We start from the raw sequence: 22,523 nt of genomic DNA, 5'->3' as shown, positions 1-22,523 counted from the left end.
GGCTTAGCTGCGCACCAATGCCTCATAGCTGTTGACCATCTCTTTGGCCAGATCACCCACTTCGAACGTCCAGTCGCCGATTTGCCCCACGGGCGTCACTTCGGCGGCGGTGCCGGTCAGCCAGCATTGTTCAAAACTGTCCAATTCTTCGGGCATGATGTGGCGTTCATGCACGGGGATTTGGCGATCCTGCAACATGCCGATCACGGTTTGACGGGTGATGCCGTTCAAAAAACAATCGGGCTTGGGCGTGTGGACTTCGCCGTCTTTGACAAAGAACAGATTTGCGCCGGTCGCTTCGGCGACGTAGCCGCGATAATCATACATCATCGCGTCGGAACACCCCTTTGCCTCGGCCGCATGTTTGGACAGGGTACAGATCATATAGAGACCCGCCGCCTTGGCGTGGCAAGGGATCGTTTCGGGGCTGGGGCGTTTCCATTTGGCAATGTCCAGCTTGGCGCCTTTGTATTTCGCGTCGCCGTAATAATTGCCCCATTCCCAGGATGCGATTGCCAGACGAACCGGGTTTTTCGCGGATGCGACACCCATGTCTTCGCCCGCGCCGCGCCATGCAACTGCGCGCACATAGGCGTCGGTCAGGCCGTTCACTTCTAGAACTTGTTGTTTGGCGGCTTCGATTTCGTCAACACTGTAGGGGATTTCAAAATCCAGCTGATTGGCAGAAAAATGCAGCCGTTCAGAATGTTCGCGGCTTTTGAAGATCTTGCCATTATAGGCGCGTTCACCTTCGAAAACGGAACTGGCATAATGCAGCGCATGTGTCAGCAGGTGGACATTGGCCCCGCGCCAATCCACGAGCTCACCATCCATCCAGATTTTTCCGTCGCGATCATCATAGGCACCCGCCATGGTCTTTCCTCCTGAGTTTTCCATTTATTTCGTGTATCGGTCCGTTTCGGACATAAAATTACGAAAAATCTGAGAATCGCTACCAGTCTGGTCTTGGAATGTCAACAACGCTGACTTATCGTGGGGGAATTCAAGATGGAGGCGCGGATGAATCAGCTAAATCCAAGTCCACGCGGACAGAATTTGCTGTTCCTGACGGACGAACAATTGCGCAAAGGCATCGAGGCGATGTTTTTCGCCTATCGCGGTTTTACCGCCGATCCGGATCGTATCCTTTCTGAAATGGCCTATGGGCGGGCGCATCACCGCGCTGTGCATTTCATCCATCGCAGCCCCGGAACCACCGTCAATAATCTGCTGTCGATCCTTGGGGTCACAAAGCAATCTCTCAATCGTGTGTTGCGTACTTTGATCGAAGACGGTCTGGTAGAGAGTAGAGTGGGCCAAAAGGATAAACGTGAAAGACACCTGTTTTTAACTGAAATGGGCGAAGCGTTGGAAACCGGGCTATCGACGGCTCAGCGGGATCGCATGCGCACCGCATTTCGGGCCGCAGGTCCCGAAGCAGTCGCAGGTTTCCGCCAAGTGCTTGAGGCTATGATGGACGAAGACATGCGGCGCCATTACGAAGCGTTGACGGAATAAGGAAGCAAACATGGATGATGCACATATCCTGATCGTGGATGATGATGAACGTATCCGGGGACTTTTGCAGAAATTTCTGATGCGCAACGGGTTTTTGGTCAGCGCCGCCCGCGAAGCCGCCCATGCGCGGCGTTTGCTGGACGGGCTGGAATTTGACCTGATCGTGCTGGATGTGATGATGCCCGGCGAGGATGGCATCAGCCTGTGCAAGGATTTGCGTCAGACGATTTCGACCCCGATCCTGTTGCTGACCGCCAAGGCCGAAACCAGCGACCGAATTCAGGGGCTAGAAGCGGGCGCAGATGATTATCTGGCCAAACCGTTTGAGCCCAAGGAATTGCTGCTGCGGATCAATGCGATTCTGCGGCGTGTGCCCGCCGGTGAACCCGCGGTGGTGATCCCCAAAGTGCTGCATTTGGGCGACATTCGCTATGACATCGAACGCGGAGAATTGTGGCAAGGCGAAAACCTGATCCGGTTGACCGCCACCGAAAGCCAGTTGATGCGGATTTTTTCCGCCAAACCGGCCGAAGCGCTGAGCCGGGCCACGCTGGTCGACGAATTGGGCCGGTCTGGTGGGCAGGCTCAGGAACGTGCCGTGGATGTTCAGATCACTCGTCTGCGTCGCAAACTGGAATCGGACCCCAAACAGCCACGTTACCTACAGACCGTGCGCGGCGCGGGTTACATGCTGGCCCCTGATTGATGACCGGAAATTCGACGGCGCTGATCACCCACCCAGATGGGTTTTTGCATCAAACCCCGGCCAGCGCCCCGGAACAATTGGCGCGGCTGGATTTCGTGCTACGCGCGATTGAGGATTTGCCATTGGACCGCTTTGATGCGCCTTTGGCAGAGCTGTCTCAGATCACTACATTGCACGACCCGGCCTATGTGAACGACGTCCTTAGCCGCATTCCAAACACCGGATTTGCAGCGCTGGACAAAGGCACTGATGAGGAAACGTTCCTATCCCCCACATCCCGAAATGCATTGCTGCGCGCCGTTGGCGGGCCGATTTTGGGGGTGGATATGGTGATGGCGGGCAAAGCGCGCAATGCCTTTGTAGCGATGCGTCCACCGGGGCATCACGCGTTGCGCGACACGGTGATGGGGTTTTGTTTCTTTGGCAATGTGGCGCTGGCGGCGCGTCATGCGATGGATGCGCATGGGCTGAAACGGGTGGCGATTGTCGATTTCGACGTGCATCACGGCAATGGCACACAGGCGCTGCTATGGGATGAACCGCGCGCGTTGACCGTGACGTCGCAGCAGATGCCGCTGTGGCCCGGATCGGGGCATCCGTCGGAAACCGGCGCGCATGACAATGTGCTCAACATTCCCCTGCCGCCGGGCACCAAAGGGGGTTTCATGCGTCAGGCCTATGCCGATCAGGTGTTTCCACGTCTGCGTGAATTTGCCCCTGAATTTCTGCTGATTTCTGCCGGGTTTGATTGCCACCGGGATGATCCGTTGGCAGAATTAAACTGGGTCGAAGACGATTATAATTGGCTGACCCGTTCCCTATGCGCGATTGCCAATGAAACCTGTCAGGGCCGCGTCGTGTCTGTGTTGGAAGGCGGCTATGACCTAAAGGCGCTGGGCGCATCGGCACGGGCCCATGTTCAGGCGTTGCTGCGCGCCGGGGATTAGACCCTAATCATCTCTGCCAAAACAAAACTCAAAAATGGGCATCCGTTCCGTCCATGCAAAGACAGGCAAAGCCGGAATTGGGGCGGTGATATCGCGCTGCACTTCGTTTTCGACCACCACGCCACGCCCTGTCAGCAGGTTCAGATCACATGTGCCATTCGAGTCCAAATCCAAGCTGTCGTAGAACCCGTAGGATAGGCCAACCACACGGTAGCGATCCCGGCGATAGGCAATCGTGATCATCGATTCCCATCTGTTGCGCCCGATCCCGATATTCATGGCCGTCACGGTTAGGGAACCGGCAGGGGTTTGCCCTAGGATCGGAATTTGGCCCGGCCCACCGATCCAAGCGATGTCTTCGACGGTGAAATCCCCATAGCCCGTGTCGCGCGCCCGTAGATTAACAGTGCCGTCGCCGTTGTTTTCCAGCCAGAACGTTTCGGCCGTGCCGTCCTTGTCCAGATCTAGTGAAACGGATTCTCCGACGATTTCGGCTTGGGCGGCGGTGGCAAAAGCGGCAAAAGCCAGAATAAAACGCATGGAACACTCCTGTGGATCAACGGGGCAAGCCTACGCAAAGGGTGGGAAAACCCCAACACAAATGTGCACAGAAATTGCGCGCGGGGTTGGTGGAAACCCGGCGCAAAGACAGATAAGGTGACCCGGCTTGGTGCGCAAAGGAGAGAAGCGGATGAGTGACACCCCGGTTGAAGAGATGAGCTTTGAACAGGCGATGGCCGAATTGGAACAGGTTGTGGGCCAATTGGAACGGGGCGATGTGCCGCTGGACGATTCGATTGCGCTATATGAACGGGGGGCCAAATTGAAATCCCGCTGCGAAGCCAAGCTGAAAGAAGCCGAAGAAAAAGTCGCGAAACTGACTTTGGACGGGAATGGACAGGCCGCCGGGACCGAACCGCTGGACGCCGGTTGATGGACGGATCGCTGCCGATGACCGCGTTTCAACCTGCCTTGAAAAGCGCCCGCACAACAACCGAGGCGTATATTCAGCACGCCACGCAGGACCTGCATGGGGATCTGGCGGATGCGGTGCGCTATGCGGTGACAGGTGGCAAAGGGCTGCGCGGGTTTTTGGTCTATGAAGGCGCGCGTTTGCATGGGATCGATGCGGCAGGGGCCGCGCCGGTTGCAGCGTCGATTGAATGTCTGCACGCCTATTCGCTGGTGCATGATGATTTGCCGTGTATGGACGATGACGATCTGCGTCGTGGCCAGCCAACGGTGCATAAGAAATGGAACGAAACGATTGCGGTTTTGGCGGGGGATGCCCTGCAATCTTTGGCGTTTGAATGGGTGACAACCGGGGCCGGATCCGCCCAAGCGCGGCTAGAGCTGAGCGCAACATTGGCCCGCGATGCGGGGCTGCGGGGTATGGTTGGTGGCCAGATGATGGATATCAACGCCGAAACCGCCGCTGAACCGCTGACGCTGGAACAGATCACGTTGCTGCAGGCCGGAAAAACCGGCGCGTTGATATCGTGGTCTGCCATGGCGGGCGCACGGATGGCAGGGGCTGATACCGGACCGTTGAACATCTATGGCGACCGGCTGGGGCTGGCGTTTCAGATCGCGGATGACATTCTGGATGTTGTCGGGGATGCCGCCACTGTCGGCAAGGCCGTGGGCAAAGACGCCGCCGCGGGCAAAGCCACATTTGTATCCCTGCTGGGATTGGATGAGGCAAAGAACCGCGCAAGCCAATTGGTACAAGAGGCCTGTGATGCGCTATCATCCTATGGCGATGACGCAGATTGCCTGAAAGAGGCCGCGCAATTTGTTATTACGCGCGGACATTAAGGAAACGACATGAATGTGAGCCGCCCAACGCCGCTATTGGACCAGATCAACGTGCCTGCCGACATGGATGGGTTCACGGATGCGCAGCTGCGTCAGGTCGCCGATGAACTGCGTCAGGAAACCATTGATGTGGTGTCTGAAACCGGTGGCCATCTGGGCGCTGGGCTTGGCGTTGTCGAACTGACGGTTGCGCTGCATTCGGTGTTTGAAACCCCGCGTGATAAAATCATCTGGGACGTGTCGCATCAGTGCTATCCCCACAAAATCCTGACCGGACGGCGTGATCGCATGCGCACCCTGCGCCAAAAGGACGGGCTTAGCGGATTTACCAAACGATCCGAAAGCCCCTTTGATCCGTTTGGCGCGGCGCATTCGTCTACGTCGATTTCTGCCGCGCTTGGCTTTGCGGTGGCGCGTGATTTGGGCGGTGATCCGGGGGATGCAATTGCGGTGATCGGCGATGGGTCGATTTCGGCGGGCATGGCCTATGAGGCGCTGAACAATGCCGGACATCTGAAAAAACGCCTGATCGTGATCCTGAACGACAACGAAATGTCGATCGCTCCGCCCGTGGGCGCGATGTCGTCCTATCTGTCGCGGCTTTATGCCGGCGCCCCGTTTCAGGAATTGAAATCCGCCGCCAAAGGCGCGGTCAGCCTGCTGCCCGAACCATTCCAAGAAGGCGCGCGCCGGGCCAAGGAAATGCTAAAAGGCATGACCGTCGGCGGCACGCTGTTCGAAGAGCTGGGCTTTAGTTATATCGGGCCGATTGATGGCCATGACATGGACGATCTGCTGGCGGTTCTGCGCACGGTGAAAACCCGCGCCACCGGGCCGATCCTGATCCATGCGATCACCAAAAAGGGCAAAGGATACGCCCCCGCCGAAGCTGCCGATGACAAAGGGCACGCAACAGCCAAGTTTGACGTGATCACCGGCAAACAAAAGAAATCCCCCAGCAATGCGCCCAGCTATACCAGCGTGTTTGCGGAATCATTGCTGGATGTGGCGGCTAAAGACGACAAAGTGGTCGCCGTGACCGCTGCGATGCCCGACGGAACCGGACTAAGCCGGTTCATGGATCGCTATTCCAGCCGGTGTTTTGACGTGGGCATTGCCGAACAGCACGCCGTGACCTTTGCCGCCGGGCTGGCCGCTGGTGGGATGAAACCGTTTTGCGCGATCTATTCGACATTCCTGCAACGTGGCTATGATCAGGTGGTGCATGATGTGGCGCTGCAACGTCTGCCAGTGCGCTTTGCCATTGATCGCGCCGGTCTGGTTGGCGCGGATGGCGCGACGCATGCGGGATCTTTTGACGTTGGATTTATGGCGAATTTGCCCGGCATGGTGGTCATGGCCGCCGCAGATGAGGCAGAGCTGGTGCGCATGGTTGTCACTGCTGCGGCCCATGACGACGGCCCGATCGCGTTTCGATTCCCCCGTGGCGAAGGCGTGGGCGTGGACATCCCGACAGATGCCGAGCCGTTGGAAATCGGCAAAGGCCGCATGATCCGCGACGGCAAAGGCGTGGCGATCCTATCCTTCGGCACAAGGTTGCAAGAGGTCGAAGCCGCCAGCGAAGCGCTGATGGCCAAAGGCATCACGCCCACCATCGCAGATGCTCGTTTTGCCAAGCCATTGGACAGGGACATGATCCTGAAACTGGCCGCAGAACATGACGCGCTGATCACCGTCGAAGAAGGCGCGGTTGGTGGGTTCGGGTCCCATGTGGCGCAATTATTGGCCGATGAAGGCGTGTTTGATCACGGGCTAAAATTCCGGTCCATGGTATTGCCCGACACATTCATCGATCAGGCCAATCCACGTGACATGTACCAAATTGCGGGCATGAACGCCGACGATATCGAACGCAAAGTGCTGGACGTGCTGGGCGTGGATGTGATCGGACAGCGTGCCTGATCTGTGACGTCACGGCACTAGTGCCCATAACGCTGAGTATTTGTGCCAACAAAAAATCCAAAGTGCTAGCGTGGTGAGGGGCCGGTAAACGGCCCCAACGGCGGGAGAGTTAGGATGCATGGCAGGCGGATTTTTCGATGGGTGACATTTTTGTTGGCGGGCGGATATGTCCTGCGGACGATTTTCTTTGGCGATTATGACACCTTTGGCGGACCGTTTCGGTATCTGACGATCTGGGCCTTGTTTGCGTCGTTCTTTGCGGCATCCCGGATGATGGCACTAGAAGAAGGGCGTTCTGACAAACGCTGGGACGGGTTTGTGTCCATGACGGCGGTGTTGAACGCCATGGTCGTGTTCCTGTTTTGGAAGCTGTATTTCGCCGACCCATCGTCCGTCACGTCGGATGGAAGTCTGGGGGATTGGTGGCTAGAGCTGTACCTGCACGGGGTCGGGCCGATGTTGCAATGGATTGATGCTGTGGTGATCCACCGGGCGTTTCGCAAATTGCGCGCAGGTTTGATGTGGTTGCTGGGCATCATTGGCGCGTGGATCGCTTGGGCCGAACTGGTCATCCAGCCGATGAACACGACCCCCAGCGGTGATGTCACCAGCGGGCTGCCGTATCGGTTTTTGAATTCCTTGGATTTCACCGGACGCGCGACATTTTACGCAACAAACTTTGCCGTTGCGGTTGTTTTGCTGCTGGTTTTTGCGGCGGTGGCTTGGGGTGTCAGGCGTCGTTTTCCGCGTTGAGCAATGCGGTAAGCCCAGATTTATAATCCGGATAGCGCAGCTCAATGCCCAGCTCTTCTTTGATGCGGGTATTTCGCACCTTTTTGTTTTCCGCATAAAATGACCGCGCCATGGGTGTCATGTCTGCGGTGGCGAAATCCTCGGACGGGGGTGGGGTTTGCCCCAACAATTCGGCCGCATAAGCGATGACATCCTGCGGCGGGGCCGGGTCGTCGTCACACAGATTATAGATCGCGCCGGGATTGGGGTTCAGCATGGATGCAGCGACGGTTTGGGCGATGTCATCGACGTGAATGCGGCTGAACACTTGGTCCGGTTTGACGATGCAGCGGGCCGTGCCATTGCGCACCTTGGCAAAGGGACCCCGGCCCGGACCATAAATCCCAGCCAGTCGAAAAATATGTAGCGGCAGGTCCAGCGCGGCCCAATCCGCTTCGGCTTTGACGCGCATTTCGCCACGTTTGGTCGATGGGGTCAGGGGCGTGTTTTCGTCGACCCAGCTGCCTTGGTGATCGCCATAAACCCCCGTTGTAGACAGGTAGCCAACCCATTCAAATCGATCCCGTCGCGCGGCGATTTCTTCGCGCAAATCGTTCAAAACCGGGTCACCATCCGGCCCCGGCGCGGCTGATATCAGCAAATGTGTTGCCACATCCAGGATCGATGTCAGATCCGCACCCGGCCATTGGACCGGTGATGCCCCCTGATCCAGAATCGCGTCGATATTGTCAGGATTGCGGGTGGTTCCAATGACGTGCCAGCCATGTGGGATCACCAGATCGGCAATCGCACGGGCGCTATAGCCATGCCCAAAAGAAAGTAGAATATCGCTCATCCAGCTTCCTTGCCGTGAATGGGTCTGATTGGCAAGTCACGACGCGTAATCGGACCCTTCGCTGTCCAAAATCGCCTTTAACTCGGTCAGATGACGGGTGTCTTGGTCGGGGTATTGTTCCAGCTCTTGTGCGGTTTTTTCGGCGATTTCGTCCGACAGAACCCGCAATGGCATGCCTGTCTGTACCGCGCGAATATAGGTTTCCGCCGCGCGTTCGAAATAATACAGCCGATTGAATGTTTCTGCGACGGTGGCGCCGATGATCATGATGCCGTGATTGCCCATGATCATGACCTTTTTCTTGGGGTCACTTAACAGGGCAGCGCAACGTTCGCCTTCTTCTTCGAAGGCCAAACCGCCATAGGCGTCGTCGATGACATAGCGGTTGAAAAACGTCGCGCAGTTCTGGTCAATCGGGGGCAGGCGGCTGTCCTGTAACGACGCCAGAACCGTGGCAAAGATCGAATGCACATGCATCGCGCACCGCGCATGCGAGCAGTGGCGGTGAATACCACTATGCAGCCCCCAAGCGGTCGGATCAGGCGCGTTTGGCCCTGTCAGCGATGTCGGGTCATTGGCATCCAGCGTCAGCATGTCACTGGCCTTGATCCGGCTGAAATGCATCTGATTTGGGTTCATCAGGAATTGCGTGCCATCGTCATTCACCGCGAGGCTAAAATGATTTGCCACGCCTTCGTGCAGGTTCAAACGGGCGGTCCAGCGGAACGCAGCAGCCAGATCAATGCGATCTTGCAGGTGTTGGATATTAGTGTGCTCGTTCATCAATGCCTCCTGTTTTGGAAAGGTAAGCACACAAAGCCCCGTCAGGGAAGCTTGACAATCTCGCATTAATTAATCATATTGTTAATTAACAAAAGTGGAAATATTGAATGACCCAATTGTCCGATACATTTGCCGCCCTTGGGGATGCCACACGTCTGTCGATTGTGGATCGTTTGTTGCAGCAGGGCGAACTCAGCGCTGGTGATCTGCAAGACGTGGCTGACATGTCCGCGCCCGCAATTTCCCGCCACCTAAAGGTGCTGCGCAATGCCGGGATCATCCAACAGCGCGTGGATGGGCAGCGGCGCATGTATTCCGTCGAACCAACCCGCGTGCGCGCCATCCACCAATGGACCATGGATCATCAGACATTCTGGGCCGGGTCACTGGATCGTTTGGCAGCGGCACTGGATTAGAACGAAACCAAAGGGGAACCAAATGCCCAATCTCACAATGAGCCGTGTGTTCAAGGCGGATGTGGAAACCGTATTTGCCTATGTGTCGAAAACCGAACATTTGATGGATTGGTGGGGACCTGAATCCATGACCATCACCCAGCATGACCTGTCGTTTGAACAGACGGGTCCTTGGATGTCGGTGATGACCAATGCCGAGGGGCAGAATTACAAAGTATCCGGTCATGTGACCCATGTGGATGCGCCAAATTCCATCGGGTTTACATGGGCATGGCATGACGAAACCGATCGACGAGGGGTCGAAAGCCACGTGACGATCAAACTGGTGCCCGCGCTAAACGGCGGCACCAAGTTTGAGCTAAACCACGTGGATCTGCCCGACCAAGAGGCGGCGCATAATCACAATCAGGGTTGGACATCGACCCTGCGCAAACTGGAACGTCTGGCCGGTGTGGTCGACGCATAAAAGGGAGAGAGACATGCCAAATTTCATCTTTGCATATCACGGGGGCAGCACCCCTTCGGACCCGGCTGACGTGGAAAAAGTCATGGGCGAATGGAACGCATGGTACGGATCCATGGGCGACGCTGTTCAGCATGGCGGCGGACCTGCGGGTAAATCCAACACGGTCAGCGCCGCCGGTGTGGCAGAGGATGGCGGGGCCAACCCATTGTCTGGTTTCACCATCGTGTCCGCCCCGGATCACGCCGCCGCTTGTGACATGGCCAAAGGTTGCCCCATGGTCAAAGACGGGTCCGGCAGCGTGGAAGTCTGCGAAGTCATAGAAATGTAAGCGATATTCCCGGCGCGGCGCAAAATCGTGCCGGGAATTGACAGAATGTCACACAGTGTCTTGCGTCTGTTGCAAAACTCGGGTGATATTCGGAAATGGAACATACCCTAAAATCTTGGGCACAGGTTGCCCCCCGTTTGGTCGCCGTCGCAGCGGGTCGCGATGCGGCGGATCTGGTGATCCGCGGCGGCAAAGTTGTGAACGTACAAAGCCGCGAAGTGCTGGACGGTTGGCAGGTGGCCATCGCCGATGGTCGATTTGCCTATGTGGGCCCCAATGCGGATCATTGTGTCGGCGCAAACACCGAGGTGATTGAGGCTGACGGTCAATACCTGATCCCCGGCCTGTGTGATGGGCATATGCATATCGAAAGCGGCATGCTGACCCCGGCGGAATTTGCCGCCGCTGTGATCCCGCATGGCACAACCACGATGTTCACCGACCCCCATGAAATCGCCAACGTTCTGGGGTTGGATGGCGTGCGGATGATGCATGACGAAGCCTTGATGCAGCCGGTGAATATTTACACCCAAATGCCATCCTGTGCGCCCTCTGCGCCGGGATTGGAAACCACCGGGTTTGAAATTTCCGCTGATGATGTGGCGCAGGCTATGGCGTGGCCGGGCATCATTGGGCTGGGCGAAATGATGAACTTTCCCGGTGTGATCAATGGCGATCCACAGATGCTGGCAGAAATGGCCGCAACCATGAATGCAGGCAAAACCGTGGGCGGGCATTACGCATCGCCGGATCGTGGGCCGGCGTTTCATGCCTATGCGGCGGGTGGTGCTGCGGATGATCACGAAGGCACCCGCGAAAGCGACGCCATTGACCGTGTCCGTCAGGGGATGCGATCGATGCTGCGGCTTGGATCGGCATGGTATGACGTCGAAAGCCAGATCACCGCGGTGACCGAAAAGGGATTGGATCCCCGCAATTTCATTCTGTGTACGGATGATTGCCATTCCGCGACGTTGGTCAATGACGGGCATATGAACCGGGTTGTGCGTCACGCGATTGAATGCGGGCTGGACCCGATTGTGGCGCTGCAAATGGCGACGGTGAACACGGCCACCCATTTCGGTCTGGAACGTGAATTGGGGTCAATCGCGCCGGGGCGTCGTGCCGATGTTATTTTGACGTCTGATCTGAAAACACTGCCCATTAATGTGGTATATGGACGAGGTCGCAAAATCGCTGAGAATGGCCAGATCACGGTTACCTGCCCCCATTACGATTGGCCAGACATGGCGCGTCAGACCGTTCGGCTGGGCAAAACCCTGACTGACACCGACTTTGAAATCAAAGCGCCCAATGGGGCCAATGCTGTCACTGCCAAAGTGATCGGCGTGGTCGAAAACCAAGCCCCCACCAAAGCGCTGACCGCAGAATTGCCGGTGGAGAACACCATCGTCGAAGGGCAGGGGGATACCTGCCAGATCGCGCTCGTGGAACGACACCGTGCAACTGGTGGCGTGACAAACGGATTTGTCAGCGGCTTTGGCTATCAGGGTCGTATGGCCATGGCCAGCACGGTCGCCCATGACAGCCACCATATGATTGTGGTGGGCACGGATCGCGAAATGATGGCGCTGGCGTCCAATCGTCTGGGCGAAGTTGGCGGCGGTATTACCATCTGGAAAGACGGCGTTGAGATTGCGCTGGTGGAATTGCCCATTGCCGGGTTGATGTCCGACAGCCCTGCCCAACAGGTCGCTGCCAAGGCCGATCAGATGGTCGCCGCGATGGCGCAATGCGGATGTACGCTGAACAACGCTTATATGCAGCATTCTTTGTTGGCATTGGTGGTGATCCCCGAATTGCGCATATCCGATTTAGGACTGGTCGACGTGACCAAATTTGAACTGACCGATTTGTTTGAAGGTGAAGAATGAATACTGAAACTGCCCCAGCGATCCACAGCCCTGAATTTGGCGAACACGAAGCGTTTAACGACCCGGCCAAGGCGGTTGCGCGGCTCATTGAGCTATACGATGCGGCGACAAAGTTCCTGTGTGAAAAGTTTTCTGATGCGCTGAGCAATGGCAATCCGGGTGTGCGGTATCGGGCTTTTTACCCTGAAATTCGCCTGACCACGACCAGCTTTGCCCATGTGGATAATCGGCTGTCCTTTGGGCATGTGTCCCAACCGGGTGCCTATTCCACCACGATCACCCGCCCCGATTTGTTTGCCCATTATCTGGAACAGCAAATCGGCCTGCTGATCGAAAGCCACCAGATGCCGGTCTATATCGGCGCGTCCCTGACCCCGATGCCGGTGCATTTTGCCGTGGCCAATGACACTAACTTGTCGGTGCCACAGGACGGGGCCGCGTCGTTCACCCTGCGTGATGTGTTTGACGTGCCTGACCTGACCACCACCCATGATGACATCGTCAACGGCTTGGAATTCACCTACGAAGACGGGTCCCACCCTTTGGCGCCGTTCACCGCACAGCGCGTGGATTATTCACTGGCGCGGTTGGCCCATTACACCGCCACGGCGGCGGATCATTTCCAAAACCATGTGCTGTTTACCAACTATCAATTCTACGTCGAAGAATTCGAAGCCTATGCGCGTGAGCAATTGGATGATCCAAACAGCGGCTATACCAGTTTTGTGGGCACCGGGAATGTTGAGATCACCCAAGCGGATCAGGACCTGCCCGTGCCGTCAAAACTGCCACAAATGCCGACCTATCATTTGAAACGCGCCGATGGCGGCGGGATCACGTTGGTCAATATTGGCGTGGGGCCTTCGAATGCTAAAACCGCAACAGATCACATCGCGGTTTTGCGCCCGCATGCTTGGGTCATGGTTGGACATTGTGCCGGGCTGCGTAACACGCAACAGCTGGGTGATTTTGTGCTGGCCCACGCCTATCTGCGCGAAGACAAAGTGCTGGATGATGACCTGCCGGTTTGGGTGCCTGTGCCCGCCTTGGCAGAAATTCAGATCGCTCTGGAAAATGCGGTGGAAAATGTCACCGAACTGCACGGCTATGAATTGAAACGTTTGATGCGGACCGGGACGGTGGCATCGGTGGACAATCGGAACTGGGAATTGCGCGAACAAAGCGGCCCGGTTCAGCGGCTCAGCCAATCACGTGCCGTTGCGCTGGATATGGAAAGCGCGACCATCGCAGCAAACGGGTTTCGGTTCCGTGTCCCATACGGCACCTTACTTTGCGTCAGCGATAAACCGCTGCATGGCGAACTGAAATTACCCGGTATGGCCTCAGATTTCTATAAGACCCAGGTTGCACGGCATTTGCTGATCGGGATAAGAGCTATGGAAAATCTTCGCGAAATGCCGTTGGAGCGTATCCACAGCCGGAAACTGCGAAGTTTTGAGGAAACTGCCTTTCTTTGATGGCAAATTCGTCAATTTCCCCAACAAAATGCACGTTTTGCTCTTGCATTGATCTACTATTCGTTGTGTGCATACACAACATTGCGTTACATACGCGACATGAGGCCCAAGTGTACGGGCAGTAAGGGAGACTAAAACCATGGCAAAACCCATGACAAAAACACAGTTGGTTGCCGCTCTGGCCGAAGATCTGGGCAGCGACAAAAAAGCCGCAGCCGCAGCGCTAGACGCAGTCACAAATCTGATCACCCGCGAAGTTTCCGCAGGTGGTGCAGTGACCCTGCCAGGCGTTGGCAAAATCTATTGCCGCGAACGCCCAGAGCGCATGGTGCGTAACCCTGCCACTGGCGAACAGATCAAAAAAGACGCAGACAAAGTGGTCAAAATGACCATTGCGAAAGCTCTGAAAGACAGCGTGAACGGCTAATCGCCCACGTATTTTGACATTGGAAAAGGTCGCCTTTGGGCGGCCTTTTTCGTTTTGTGATCTGTAGTGGTTTGTGTTTCCCCAAAGAATGCGAAAGGGTCGCGCTGATAACCCTGCACGTTGATGGCGTGTGTCCTGATCCCAGCACAAAGAAGACTTTGATGGATTTCAAATCGGTATTCATGGGCCTGAGCTTTGGCTTGATCTGGGCGTCTGCCTTTACGTCGGCGCGGATCATTGTCGCCTATGCACCGCCCCTGACAGCCCTGTCGATCCGGTTCTTTTTGGCGGGGATCATTGGCGTGCTGATCGCCAAGGCCATGGGCCAAAGCTGGAACCTGACGCGCGGGCAATGGCGGTCTGTGGTGATATTCGGGTTCTGCCAAAACGGGATTTATCTGGGCCTGAATTTCGTCGCAATGCAAAGCATCGAAGCGTCCCTGGCCGCGATCATTGCCTCGACCATGCCGCTCTTGGTCGCCATGGCTGGCTGGGTCGTGTTCAAAGAAACGATCAAGCCGATGGGCATCGTGGGTCTGGTCGCTGGCATGGTTGGGGTCGCGCTGATCATGGGCGCCCGCATGAATGGCGGCGCTGACCTGATGGGGGTGATCCTATGTGTGATCGCAGTGATTTCGCTGTCGGTTGCGACTCTGTCGGTGCGATCCGGTGGGGCCGGAGGCAATGTGTTGATGGTGGTTGGGCTACAAATGTTTGTCGGGGCGTTTGTGCTGGCAATTCCAGCCGCCTTGTTCGAAGATTTTGACGTGGTTTGGTCATGGCAATTGATCGCTTCCTTTACCTACACGGTGCTGGCGCCGGGATTGTTGGCGACATTTATCTGGTTTCTGTTGGTGGGCCGGATCGGGACGGTGCGGGCATCGGTCTATCATTTTGCCACGCCATTTTTCGGCGTGCTGATTGCATCGATGCTGCTGGGCGAACGGCTGGGTATATGGGACGTGGTCGGCGTGATCATCATCGCGGGCGGCATTTTGGCGGTGCAATTGTCGAAACAAAGTCCCACGCGGATGTGATCGCACGTTGGGGCAATGTGGGCTGACAGGGCGCGTTCTATCCGTCAGGTTGCCCCCATGGATTTGGTGTTTGGATATCTGGCGGGTCTGTTGACCCTGATTAACCCCTGCGTGTTGCCGGTGCTGCCGATTGTTTTGGCCAGCGCGTTACAGGCCAGCCGCTGGGGGCCTTTGGCTTTGGCGGCGGGCATGTCGGTGTCGTTTGTGGCGTTTGGCATGGCCGTGGCGGTGTTTGGTCGCCAAATCGGCCTGTCCCAAGACACGTTGGTTCAGGCTGGGGCCGTGGCGATGATCCTGTTCGGTCTGGTGATGCTGGTGCCGCGCCTGTCAGAACGGTTTGCCTTTGCGACATCGGGCGTATCGGGTCGGGCGGATCAGGGCATGGATCAAATTGATCGCAGCGGCTTACCTGGCCAAGCCCTGGGCGGAGCGTTGTTGGGCGCCGTTTGGGTACCGTGCGTCGGCCCCACATTGGGCGGCGCAATCGGGCTTGCCTTTATGGGGGAAAGCTTGCTTTGGGCGGCGCTGATCATGCTGAGCTTTGCGTTGGGGATTTCCACGATCATCGTTGTGCTGGGCTATGGCGCGCAATCCGCGATCCGCGCGCGACGTGATACATTGCGCGCCTTGGCGGTTAGGTCCCGGCCCATCATGGCGCTGATTTTCATCTTTGTGGGGCTGGTTTTGCTGTTCCACCTTCATCAGTATGCCGAAATCTGGCTGCTGGATCATATGCCGGTTTGGCTTCAGGACCTGTCGGTCCGGTTTTAAAGGAGTTGTTTCATGAAACGTCGTGACTTTATTGCGCTGAGCGCTGCATTGGCCGTCACCCCGGCCATTTTGCGGGCCGCACCGCTGAATTACACACCCGGTTTGGTGCAACAGCATCTGGCCGATGGGGATGTGGTGTTTTTGGACTTTAAGGCGGATTGGTGCACAACCTGTCGTGCGCAGGAACGTGTTATTCAAAGCCTGAAAGCCGCTGATCCCAGCTATGACGCGGCAATCACGTTTATCAATGTGGATTGGGACCAATACGGCGATTCCGAATTGTCGCGTGATCTGAATATTCCACGTCGCTCAACTTTGGTTGCGCTAAAGGGGGATCAGGAACTAGGGCGGATCGTCGCCGGAACAAGTCAGGCGCAGATTCAGGAATTGATGGACATCGCCCGCGCTGCGGCTGGTTGATCACCAATCTGGGGCGTCATGCCCCAGCTCAACCGCCAGATTCTGCAAAAACACGCGCAGAACTTTGGCGCGTTTCTGGGCCAAGTCGCGCCCCGTTTTGGTCTGCATAGTGTCCGGCAGGCGCAGCAGTTTCGCCTTAAAATGATCCACGGCGAATTGGCGATCATCCAGCGGACGTTGGGTGGCAAACGGGTCCGGCCCGTCAAATAGCGGCCTGTTCAGCCCGCCGGACACTGCAAAACATCGCGCCAATCCAATCGCGCCAAGGGATTCGATGCGATCCGCGTCTTGTAAAATACGGGCCAGCGGCGTGTCACAAGGGATATTGGCGGAAAAGCTGTGGGCGGCGATGGCGTGTTGGATCGCTGCGATCTTCTCAGGATCAAAGCCTTGATCCAATAGGATCGGTTGCGCCGCCGATGCAGACATCTGGGACGCACGAGCGCGGTCCGGATGATCCTTGGGCAATGTCACCAGATCATGCAGATAGGCGGCGGCCATCAAGGCGGGTAGATCGTCAAAGTTTTCGCCAGCGGCGATGTGTTTTGCGTTCAACCACACGCGATCCGCATGGGCCACGTCATGTGCAGCGTCACTGTCCGCGCCATGACGCGCCAAAACATCTCGCAGCGCTGCTTGCAATGCTTCAGCCGATTGGGCCACGAACGCCCCCGGTTTGCCCTCGATCCAGCAACAGATGGTCCAGTATCACCGACGCCATCATCGCTTCGCCCACAGGCACAGCGCGGATACCGACACAAGGATCGTGGCGTCCTTTGGTGACGACCTCGATTGGGGTGCCATCTTTGCGGATGGATTTGCGTGGGCTCAGGATTGATGACGTTGGTTTCACGGCAAAGCGCACAACGATGTCCTGTCCTGTGCTGATCCCGCCAAGGATCCCACCGGCATGGTTGGACGCATATTGCGGGCCGTTTTGCCCCATGAAAATTTCGTCTGCATTGTCACGGCCCGTTAGGGCAGCGGCGGCCATGCCTTCGCCAATTTCCACACCTTTGACGGCGTTGATCGACATCATCGCAGCGGCCAGATCCGTGTCTAACTTGCCATAAACCGGTGCGCCGATGCCTGCGGGGACGTTGCGCGCGACGACTTCGATCACGGCACCGACCGAATTGTGGTCATCCTTGCGCAGCCATTGCAGGTACTCTTCCCATTCTGATGCAGCATTTGCGTCGGGGCACCAGAAATCGTTCTGCGCGATGGTTGCCCAGTCAAACCGATCCCGGTCGATCTTTTTCTCGCCCATCTGGGTCATGTAACCGGTGATTTCTACATTGGGCGCCAGCGCTTTGATCGCTTCGCGGGCCACACCGCCGGCGGCCACACGGGACGCGGTTTCGCGCGCCGAGGATCGCCCGCCGCCCCGTGGATCGCGAATGCCGTATTTCTGCCAATAGGTGATATCAGCGTGACCGGGGCGGAATGTCTGTTCGATGTCGCCGTAATCTTTGGACCGTTGATCGGTGTTGCGGATCATCAGCTGGATCGGCGTGCCGGTGGTCGTGTCATTATAGACGCCCGACAGGATTTCGACCGCATCCGGTTCGTTGCGCTGCGTGGTGTTTTTGTTCTGACCGGGGCGGCGTTTGTCCAGCCAGTGCTGCAACATATCCGCGCGCAACGGCACACCCGGCGGACAGCCATCAACCGTCGCACCCAATGCGGGCCCATGGGATTCACCCCACGTGGTTACACGAAATAAATGTCCATAGCTGTTCAGGCTCATGATGCGGGCTCCTTTGGGTTGGGTCTAACGGGCGCGGGCCTTGCTCTCAAGCGGATTTGCTTGCTCTTGGGACAGAACCATCCTATGCGTGTCGCTACCTCGGGGTGCCAGATATGGCTGAGATGTAATCGCGAACCCGTAGAACCTGACCCGGTTAAGACCGGCGGAGGGAAGGTAATTTGGATGGTCCAAATGCCCCACTTCCGTCCGGCGCATTTGGAGAATGTTATGAAGCATATTCTGACGAGTGTCGCAGGACTTGCTCTGATGGCGGGCGCCGCCCACGCAGAGCCCCCTGTTCTGACAGTATACACCTATGACAGCTTTGTGTCCGATTGGGGCCCCGGTCCTGCAATCGAAGCCGCCTTTGAGGCAGAATGCGCCTGTGATCTGCAATTCGTTGGCGCGGGTGATGGTGCCGCGTTGCTGGCCCGTGTGCAGCTAGAAGGCGACAATACAGATGCCGATGTTGTTCTGGGCATCGACACCAACCTGACCGCCGCTGCGCGTGAAACAGGTCTGTTTGCCCCCCATGGCGTGACCGCTGATCTGGACCTGCCGATCGAATGGTCGGATGCTGAATTCCTGCCCTATGACTGGGGTTATTTCGCATTTGTTTCGACCGAAGGCGTCGAAGCCCCGGCATCATTGACCGAACTGGCAGTGAGCGATCTGAAAATCGTGATCCAGGATCCGCGGTCCTCGACCCCCGGTCTGGGGCTGGTCCACTGGGTCCAAACCGCACACCCCGATGACAGCCAAGCCATCTGGGAAGCCTTGGCAGACAATGTCGTCACCGTGACGTCCGGCTGGTCCGAAGCCTATGGCCTGTTTCTGGAAGGCGAAGCCGACGCGGTTTTGTCCTACACCACGTCGCCTGCCTATCACCTGATCGCAGAAGAAGATTCCGGCAAAGTCGCTTGGGCCTTTGACGAAGGTCACTACATGCAGGTCGAAGTGGCCGGTAAAATCGCCCAGACGGATCAGTCTGAACTGGCCGATCAATTCATGGCGTTCATGGTGTCTGAGGCGTTCCAATCGGTGATCCCAACCACGAACTGGATGTATCCAGCCGTGACCCCGGCGGATGGTTTGCCAGACGGGTTTGAAACCCTCGTTCAGCCCGCAACCGCGCTGTTGCTGTCCCCAGAGGACGCCGCCGCAACACGGGCAGATGCGATTGAGGAATGGCGCGCAGCGTTGTCTCAATAAACCGCCTTAAATGGCCGGGAACCCTGGCAGCATTGCTCTTGGTGGCATTGGTGCTGGGGACGCTATTGGCGGTTGCTTTGCGCGCCGAAGATGGCACAGGGCTGGGCGCGGCTGATTGGGCCGCGATCCGGTTCACAATTGTCCAAGCCGTGATATCCGCCGCCCTGAGCGTCGGCTTGGCCATCCCTGTCGCGCGCGCCTTGGCGCGGCGTCGGTTTTTCGGGCGCGGATTGTTGGTCACCCTTTTGGGCGCACCGTTTATTTTACCTGTGATTGTTGCCATCCTTGGCCTGCTGGCCGTGTTTGGCCGCAACGGAATTGTCAGCCACGCGCTGGGCTGGATCGGGCTGCCGCCTCTGTCGATTTACGGGTTTCACGGCGTGGTGCTGGCCCATGTGTTTTTCAACCTGCCCTTGGCGGTGCGGATGATCCTCCAAGGTTGGATCAGCATCCCCGCCGAACGGTTCAGGCTGGCGGCCACCCTGAATGCCCCCATCGGTCCATTGCTAGAACGCCCCATGTTGCGCGCCGTTGCGCCGGGTGTGTTTCTGGTAGTGTTCCTGATCTGCCTGAGCAGTTTTGCGGTCGCCTTGGCGCTGGGCGGGGGCCCGCGCGCCACGACGGTTGAATTGGCAATTTATCAGGCGTTGCGGTTTGATTTTGATCTGGGCCGCGCGGCATTGTTGGCGCTGGTGCAGGTTGGATTATGCACGATCACAGCACTGCTAGCATGGCGGATCGCCGCGCCAGATGGGCTGGCGGGGGGATTGGACCGTGTGGTGGATCGCTGGGACGGATCAAAGGCCATGGACGGTTTCTGGATCACCGCCGCTGCGCTGTTTCTATTGCTGCCCTTATCCATGGTGATCCTGAACGGTTTGACCGGAATGTTGCAGATGCCCGCCAGCGTTTGGCCGGCCTTGATGCGGTCTATCGGCGTGGCCTTGGCGTCAACTGGTTTGACGATCCTGCTGAGCCTTGCACTGGCGTTAAACAATGGTCGGTTCGCTGGCTTTGCCGGGGTATTGCCGCTGGCGTCTTCATCCTTGGTTGTGGGAACCGGATTATTCCTGATTATCCGCGAATTTGCCAATCCGCTATCCTATGGTTTGGTCGTGACCGCGTTGGTGAATGCGATGCTATCCGTGCCGTTTGCGATCCGGGTTTTGGCCCCGGCGATGCGGGATGTGGAACATACATTTGGGCGATTGTCCGATAGTTTGGGCCTGACGGGCTGGGCGCGCCTGCGCTGGGTGATCCTGCCCAGATTGCGCCGCCCGCTGGGGTTCGCCGCAGGTCTGGCCGCCGCGCTGAGCATGGGGGATCTGGGCGTCATCACGTTATTTGCGGGCACCGGGGGCGAAACATTGCCCCTGTTGATGCATCGCCTGATGGGCGCCTATCGGATGGAGGCCGCGGCGGGCGTGGGTCTATTGCTGTTGGCCGCAAGCCTGACGATGTTCTGGATATTTGACCGCGGGGGACGTGTGGATGCTGAAACTTGACCAAGTGGCGCTGAAACAGGGTGAGTTTCGCCTTGAGGCGAATTTTGCCCTGCATCGCGGGATCACCGCGATTATCGGCCCGTCGGGTGGGGGAAAATCCACGCTGCTGGCGGCGATTGCCGGGTTCCTGATCCCAGATCGCGGACAAATTCTGTGGCAGGATCGCGATTTGGCGGGCTTGGCGCCGGGTGCGCGGCCTGTGGCGATGCTGTTTCAGGACAATAATCTGTTTCCGCACCTGACCATTGGCCAGAATGTTGGGCTGGGCATGTCGGCCAAACGTCTGTCGGCTGATCAGCGGAATCGGGTGCAGGACGTGCTGAAACAGGTTGGTTTGCCGGATATGTCTGACCGTAAACCAAATGCGCTGTCTGGTGGACAACAAAGCCGGGCTGCATTGGCGCGCGTTTTGGTCCAAGACCAGCCATTGGTGTTGCTGGATGAACCATTTTCCGCGCTGGGACCGGGGTTAAAGGACGAAATGCTGGACCTGTTTGTGCGTGTTTTGGGCACCGAAGGTCGGCAATTGGTGATGGTGACCCATGATCCCGCAGACGCACGTCGCGTGGCCGATCAGGTGGTGTTTGTGGATGCAGGCACCGCGTCCGCCCCAATTGCAACACCAGCGTTTTTCGACAGTGATGACACGGCCATTCATGCCTATCTGGGGCGCGCGTCCTAACGAAAAAGGCCCACCAAATGGCGGGCCTTTCCTTTAACTCAGATCGCTTGGATCAGTCTTTTTTCGCAGCAGCCTTGGCCGCGGCTTTGTGGGGGGCCCACAGACGTTTGTTGGTCACGTAAAGCAATACGGACAACATCGTCAGCAGGATCACACCGGACAGACCAGCGGTTTTGCGGGCTTCCAGTTTGGGCTCTGCGGCCCACATCAGGAAGGCAGCGATGTCTTGCACTTCGTGGTGCAGATCGTTGCTGTGACCGTCTGCAAAATCGAAATCCTCACCATAAAGTGGGGGCGGCATCGCGGTCCAACCACCTGGAAAGGCGGTGTTTTCGTAGAACGTTGTGCCGGCTTCGGTTTTGTCTTCGCCGGTGTAACCCGCCAGGAACGACGCGATATATTCACCGCCGCCCATGCCGTTGAACAGCTGGCTCATGCCGGATCCATAGGGACCGTGGAAACCAGCGCGTGCTTTGGCCATCAGGGACAGGTCAGGTGCGCCTGCGAATGTGCCTTCGGGGAAATGATCCTGCGGGGTTGCCGCGCGATAATCCTCGATTTCATCGTCATAAACTTCGACGTTTTTGGCGTATTCGCGAACCTGCTCAGGGCTGTAACCCAAATCTTCGAGTGTGCGGATTGGAACATAGCGCATGCCATGGCAGCCCGAACAGTTTTCGGTAAAGATTTGCAGGCCACGCTGCAATTGGTTCTGATCATAGCTGCCGAAGGGGCCTTCGTAGGAGAAGGCGAAATCTTCGATATGTTGTTCACCGCCACCAGCGGCCATAGCGGCCTGACCGGCAACAACGCCCAGCGCAGCAATCGCGGAGAGGGTGAGTGTACGGAACAT

The 22,523-nt window shown here is 57.3% G+C and carries 26 protein-coding genes and 1 riboswitch; of the genes, 19 read left to right on the top strand and 7 right to left on the bottom strand.

Annotated features, from left to right (window positions below; translation table 11 throughout):
• Positions 1-3: 3 nt before the first annotated feature.
• The gene (locus tag AB1F12_RS16200) at positions 4-873 is read right to left on the bottom strand and encodes a branched-chain amino acid aminotransferase (protein WP_368185441.1); all 870 of its coding nucleotides are present in this window, start codon (positions 871-873) and stop codon (positions 4-6) included.
• A gap of 147 nt (positions 874-1,020) precedes the next feature.
• Here AB1F12_RS16200 and AB1F12_RS16195 point away from each other — a divergent pair, with 147 nt between their 5' ends.
• The 3 genes from AB1F12_RS16195 to AB1F12_RS16185 are packed head-to-tail and all read left to right on the top strand — an operon-like array spanning position 1,021 to position 3,171.
• Entirely contained in the window at positions 1,021-1,518 is a 498-nt protein-coding gene (locus AB1F12_RS16195; protein WP_368185438.1) for a MarR family winged helix-turn-helix transcriptional regulator, read from the top strand.
• Between the two features lie 10 nt (positions 1,519-1,528).
• Complete coding sequence (locus AB1F12_RS16190; protein WP_368185437.1) at positions 1,529-2,224, top strand: response regulator; 696 nt, start codon at positions 1,529-1,531, stop codon at positions 2,222-2,224.
• The gene (locus AB1F12_RS16185) at positions 2,224-3,171 is read left to right on the top strand and encodes a histone deacetylase family protein (RefSeq protein ID WP_368185436.1); all 948 of its coding nucleotides are present in this window, start codon (positions 2,224-2,226) and stop codon (positions 3,169-3,171) included. Before AB1F12_RS16190 ends, AB1F12_RS16185 begins: the two co-directional genes overlap by 1 nt.
• Before the next feature lie 3 nt (positions 3,172-3,174).
• Here AB1F12_RS16185 and AB1F12_RS16180 read toward each other — a convergent pair whose 3' ends face one another.
• Positions 3,175-3,711, bottom strand: coding sequence for a hypothetical protein (locus AB1F12_RS16180; RefSeq protein ID WP_368185434.1), 537 nt, complete (start codon positions 3,709-3,711; stop codon positions 3,175-3,177).
• 151 nt (positions 3,712-3,862) lie between these two features.
• Here AB1F12_RS16180 and AB1F12_RS16175 point away from each other — a divergent pair, with 151 nt between their 5' ends.
• From AB1F12_RS16175 to AB1F12_RS16160, 4 genes are all read left to right on the top strand, one after another.
• Positions 3,863-4,105 carry an exodeoxyribonuclease VII small subunit gene (locus tag AB1F12_RS16175; RefSeq protein WP_368185432.1) on the top strand — a complete coding sequence of 81 codons (243 nt, stop codon included), beginning with the start codon at positions 3,863-3,865 and terminating at the stop codon, positions 4,103-4,105.
• A complete protein-coding gene (locus AB1F12_RS16170; RefSeq protein WP_368185430.1) occupies positions 4,105-4,989 on the top strand; it encodes a polyprenyl synthetase family protein in 885 nt (294 codons plus the stop codon). Before AB1F12_RS16175 ends, AB1F12_RS16170 begins: the two co-directional genes overlap by 1 nt.
• 9 nt (positions 4,990-4,998) lie before the next feature.
• Positions 4,999-6,912, top strand: coding sequence for a 1-deoxy-D-xylulose-5-phosphate synthase (gene dxs, locus AB1F12_RS16165; protein WP_368185429.1), 1,914 nt, complete (start codon positions 4,999-5,001; stop codon positions 6,910-6,912).
• 141 nt (positions 6,913-7,053) lie between these two features.
• On the top strand, positions 7,054-7,665 hold the full coding sequence (locus tag AB1F12_RS16160) for a hypothetical protein (protein ID WP_368185428.1): 612 nt from the start codon (positions 7,054-7,056) through the stop codon (positions 7,663-7,665).
• On the opposite strand, the gene AB1F12_RS16155 is transcribed toward AB1F12_RS16160, so the two are convergent.
• Both AB1F12_RS16155 and AB1F12_RS16150 read right to left on the bottom strand, forming a co-directional pair.
• A complete protein-coding gene (locus AB1F12_RS16155) occupies positions 7,643-8,500 on the bottom strand; it encodes an SDR family oxidoreductase (RefSeq protein ID WP_368185427.1) in 858 nt (285 codons plus the stop codon). The genes AB1F12_RS16160 and AB1F12_RS16155 overlap by 23 nt on opposite strands.
• Positions 8,501-8,536: 36 nt before the next feature.
• Positions 8,537-9,283 (bottom strand): class II aldolase and adducin N-terminal domain-containing protein, encoded by a 747-nt coding sequence (locus tag AB1F12_RS16150; protein WP_368185426.1) that lies wholly within the window; start codon positions 9,281-9,283, stop codon positions 8,537-8,539.
• Positions 9,284-9,390: 107 nt separating this feature from the next.
• On the opposite strand from AB1F12_RS16150, the gene AB1F12_RS16145 reads away from it, so the two are divergent.
• The 9 genes from AB1F12_RS16145 (at position 9,391) to AB1F12_RS16105 (ending at position 16,521) form a co-directional block, all read left to right on the top strand.
• Positions 9,391-9,699 (top strand): ArsR/SmtB family transcription factor, encoded by a 309-nt coding sequence (locus AB1F12_RS16145; protein ID WP_368185424.1) that lies wholly within the window; start codon positions 9,391-9,393, stop codon positions 9,697-9,699.
• 22 nt (positions 9,700-9,721) lie between these two features.
• On the top strand, positions 9,722-10,165 hold the full coding sequence (locus AB1F12_RS16140; protein WP_368185421.1) for an SRPBCC domain-containing protein: 444 nt from the start codon (positions 9,722-9,724) through the stop codon (positions 10,163-10,165).
• Between the two features lie 13 nt (positions 10,166-10,178).
• Positions 10,179-10,493, top strand: a complete 315-nt coding sequence (locus AB1F12_RS16135; protein WP_368185419.1) for a YciI family protein — start codon at positions 10,179-10,181, stop codon at positions 10,491-10,493.
• Between the two features lie 95 nt (positions 10,494-10,588).
• On the top strand, positions 10,589-12,388 hold the full coding sequence (gene ade / locus AB1F12_RS16130; protein WP_368185418.1) for an adenine deaminase: 1,800 nt from the start codon (positions 10,589-10,591) through the stop codon (positions 12,386-12,388).
• On the top strand, positions 12,385-13,866 hold the full coding sequence (locus AB1F12_RS16125) for an AMP nucleosidase (RefSeq protein WP_368185416.1): 1,482 nt from the start codon (positions 12,385-12,387) through the stop codon (positions 13,864-13,866). The genes ade and AB1F12_RS16125 overlap by 4 nt, the downstream gene beginning before the upstream one ends.
• Positions 13,867-14,005: 139 nt before the next feature.
• On the top strand, positions 14,006-14,293 hold the full coding sequence (locus tag AB1F12_RS16120) for an HU family DNA-binding protein (RefSeq protein WP_368185415.1): 288 nt from the start codon (positions 14,006-14,008) through the stop codon (positions 14,291-14,293).
• Between the two features lie 161 nt (positions 14,294-14,454).
• Entirely contained in the window at positions 14,455-15,330 is an 876-nt protein-coding gene (locus AB1F12_RS16115; RefSeq protein WP_368185413.1) for a DMT family transporter, read from the top strand.
• Positions 15,331-15,387: 57 nt separating this feature from the next.
• Positions 15,388-16,101 carry a cytochrome c biogenesis CcdA family protein gene (locus AB1F12_RS16110; protein ID WP_368185412.1) on the top strand — a complete coding sequence of 238 codons (714 nt, stop codon included), beginning with the start codon at positions 15,388-15,390 and terminating at the stop codon, positions 16,099-16,101.
• A 12-nt stretch (positions 16,102-16,113) separates the two neighbouring features.
• Positions 16,114-16,521 carry a thioredoxin family protein gene (locus AB1F12_RS16105; RefSeq protein ID WP_368185410.1) on the top strand — a complete coding sequence of 136 codons (408 nt, stop codon included), beginning with the start codon at positions 16,114-16,116 and terminating at the stop codon, positions 16,519-16,521.
• On the opposite strand, the gene AB1F12_RS16100 is transcribed toward AB1F12_RS16105, so the two are convergent.
• Both AB1F12_RS16100 and aroC read right to left on the bottom strand, forming a co-directional pair.
• The gene (locus AB1F12_RS16100) at positions 16,522-17,184 is read right to left on the bottom strand and encodes an HD domain-containing protein (RefSeq protein WP_368185408.1); all 663 of its coding nucleotides are present in this window, start codon (positions 17,182-17,184) and stop codon (positions 16,522-16,524) included.
• Positions 17,168-18,271 carry a chorismate synthase gene (aroC, locus tag AB1F12_RS16095; protein WP_368185406.1) on the bottom strand — a complete coding sequence of 368 codons (1,104 nt, stop codon included), beginning with the start codon at positions 18,269-18,271 and terminating at the stop codon, positions 17,168-17,170. The genes AB1F12_RS16100 and aroC overlap by 17 nt, the downstream gene beginning before the upstream one ends.
• A 90-nt stretch (positions 18,272-18,361) precedes the next feature.
• Positions 18,362-18,460: riboswitch (TPP riboswitch) on the top strand.
• Between the two features lie 39 nt (positions 18,461-18,499).
• Between aroC and thiB the strand changes: the two genes are divergently transcribed.
• The 3 genes from thiB to AB1F12_RS16080 are packed head-to-tail and all read left to right on the top strand — an operon-like array spanning position 18,500 to position 21,670.
• Positions 18,500-19,483 (top strand): thiamine ABC transporter substrate binding subunit, encoded by a 984-nt coding sequence (gene thiB / locus AB1F12_RS16090; protein WP_368185405.1) that lies wholly within the window; start codon positions 18,500-18,502, stop codon positions 19,481-19,483.
• Positions 19,459-20,988 carry a thiamine/thiamine pyrophosphate ABC transporter permease ThiP gene (locus AB1F12_RS16085; protein ID WP_368185403.1) on the top strand — a complete coding sequence of 510 codons (1,530 nt, stop codon included), beginning with the start codon at positions 19,459-19,461 and terminating at the stop codon, positions 20,986-20,988. Before thiB ends, AB1F12_RS16085 begins: the two co-directional genes overlap by 25 nt.
• Positions 20,975-21,670 carry an ATP-binding cassette domain-containing protein gene (locus AB1F12_RS16080; RefSeq protein ID WP_368185402.1) on the top strand — a complete coding sequence of 232 codons (696 nt, stop codon included), beginning with the start codon at positions 20,975-20,977 and terminating at the stop codon, positions 21,668-21,670. Before AB1F12_RS16085 ends, AB1F12_RS16080 begins: the two co-directional genes overlap by 14 nt.
• 52 nt (positions 21,671-21,722) lie before the next feature.
• Here the strand turns inward: AB1F12_RS16080 and AB1F12_RS16075 are convergent, their stop codons facing one another.
• Complete coding sequence (locus tag AB1F12_RS16075; protein ID WP_368185400.1) at positions 21,723-22,523, bottom strand: cytochrome c1; 801 nt, start codon at positions 22,521-22,523, stop codon at positions 21,723-21,725.

The organism is Aestuariibius sp. HNIBRBA575 (genome assembly GCF_040932005.1).
GTDB lineage: Bacteria > Pseudomonadota > Alphaproteobacteria > Rhodobacterales > Rhodobacteraceae > CANLNM01.
This window is presented reverse-complemented; position numbering and strand designations above follow the sequence as displayed.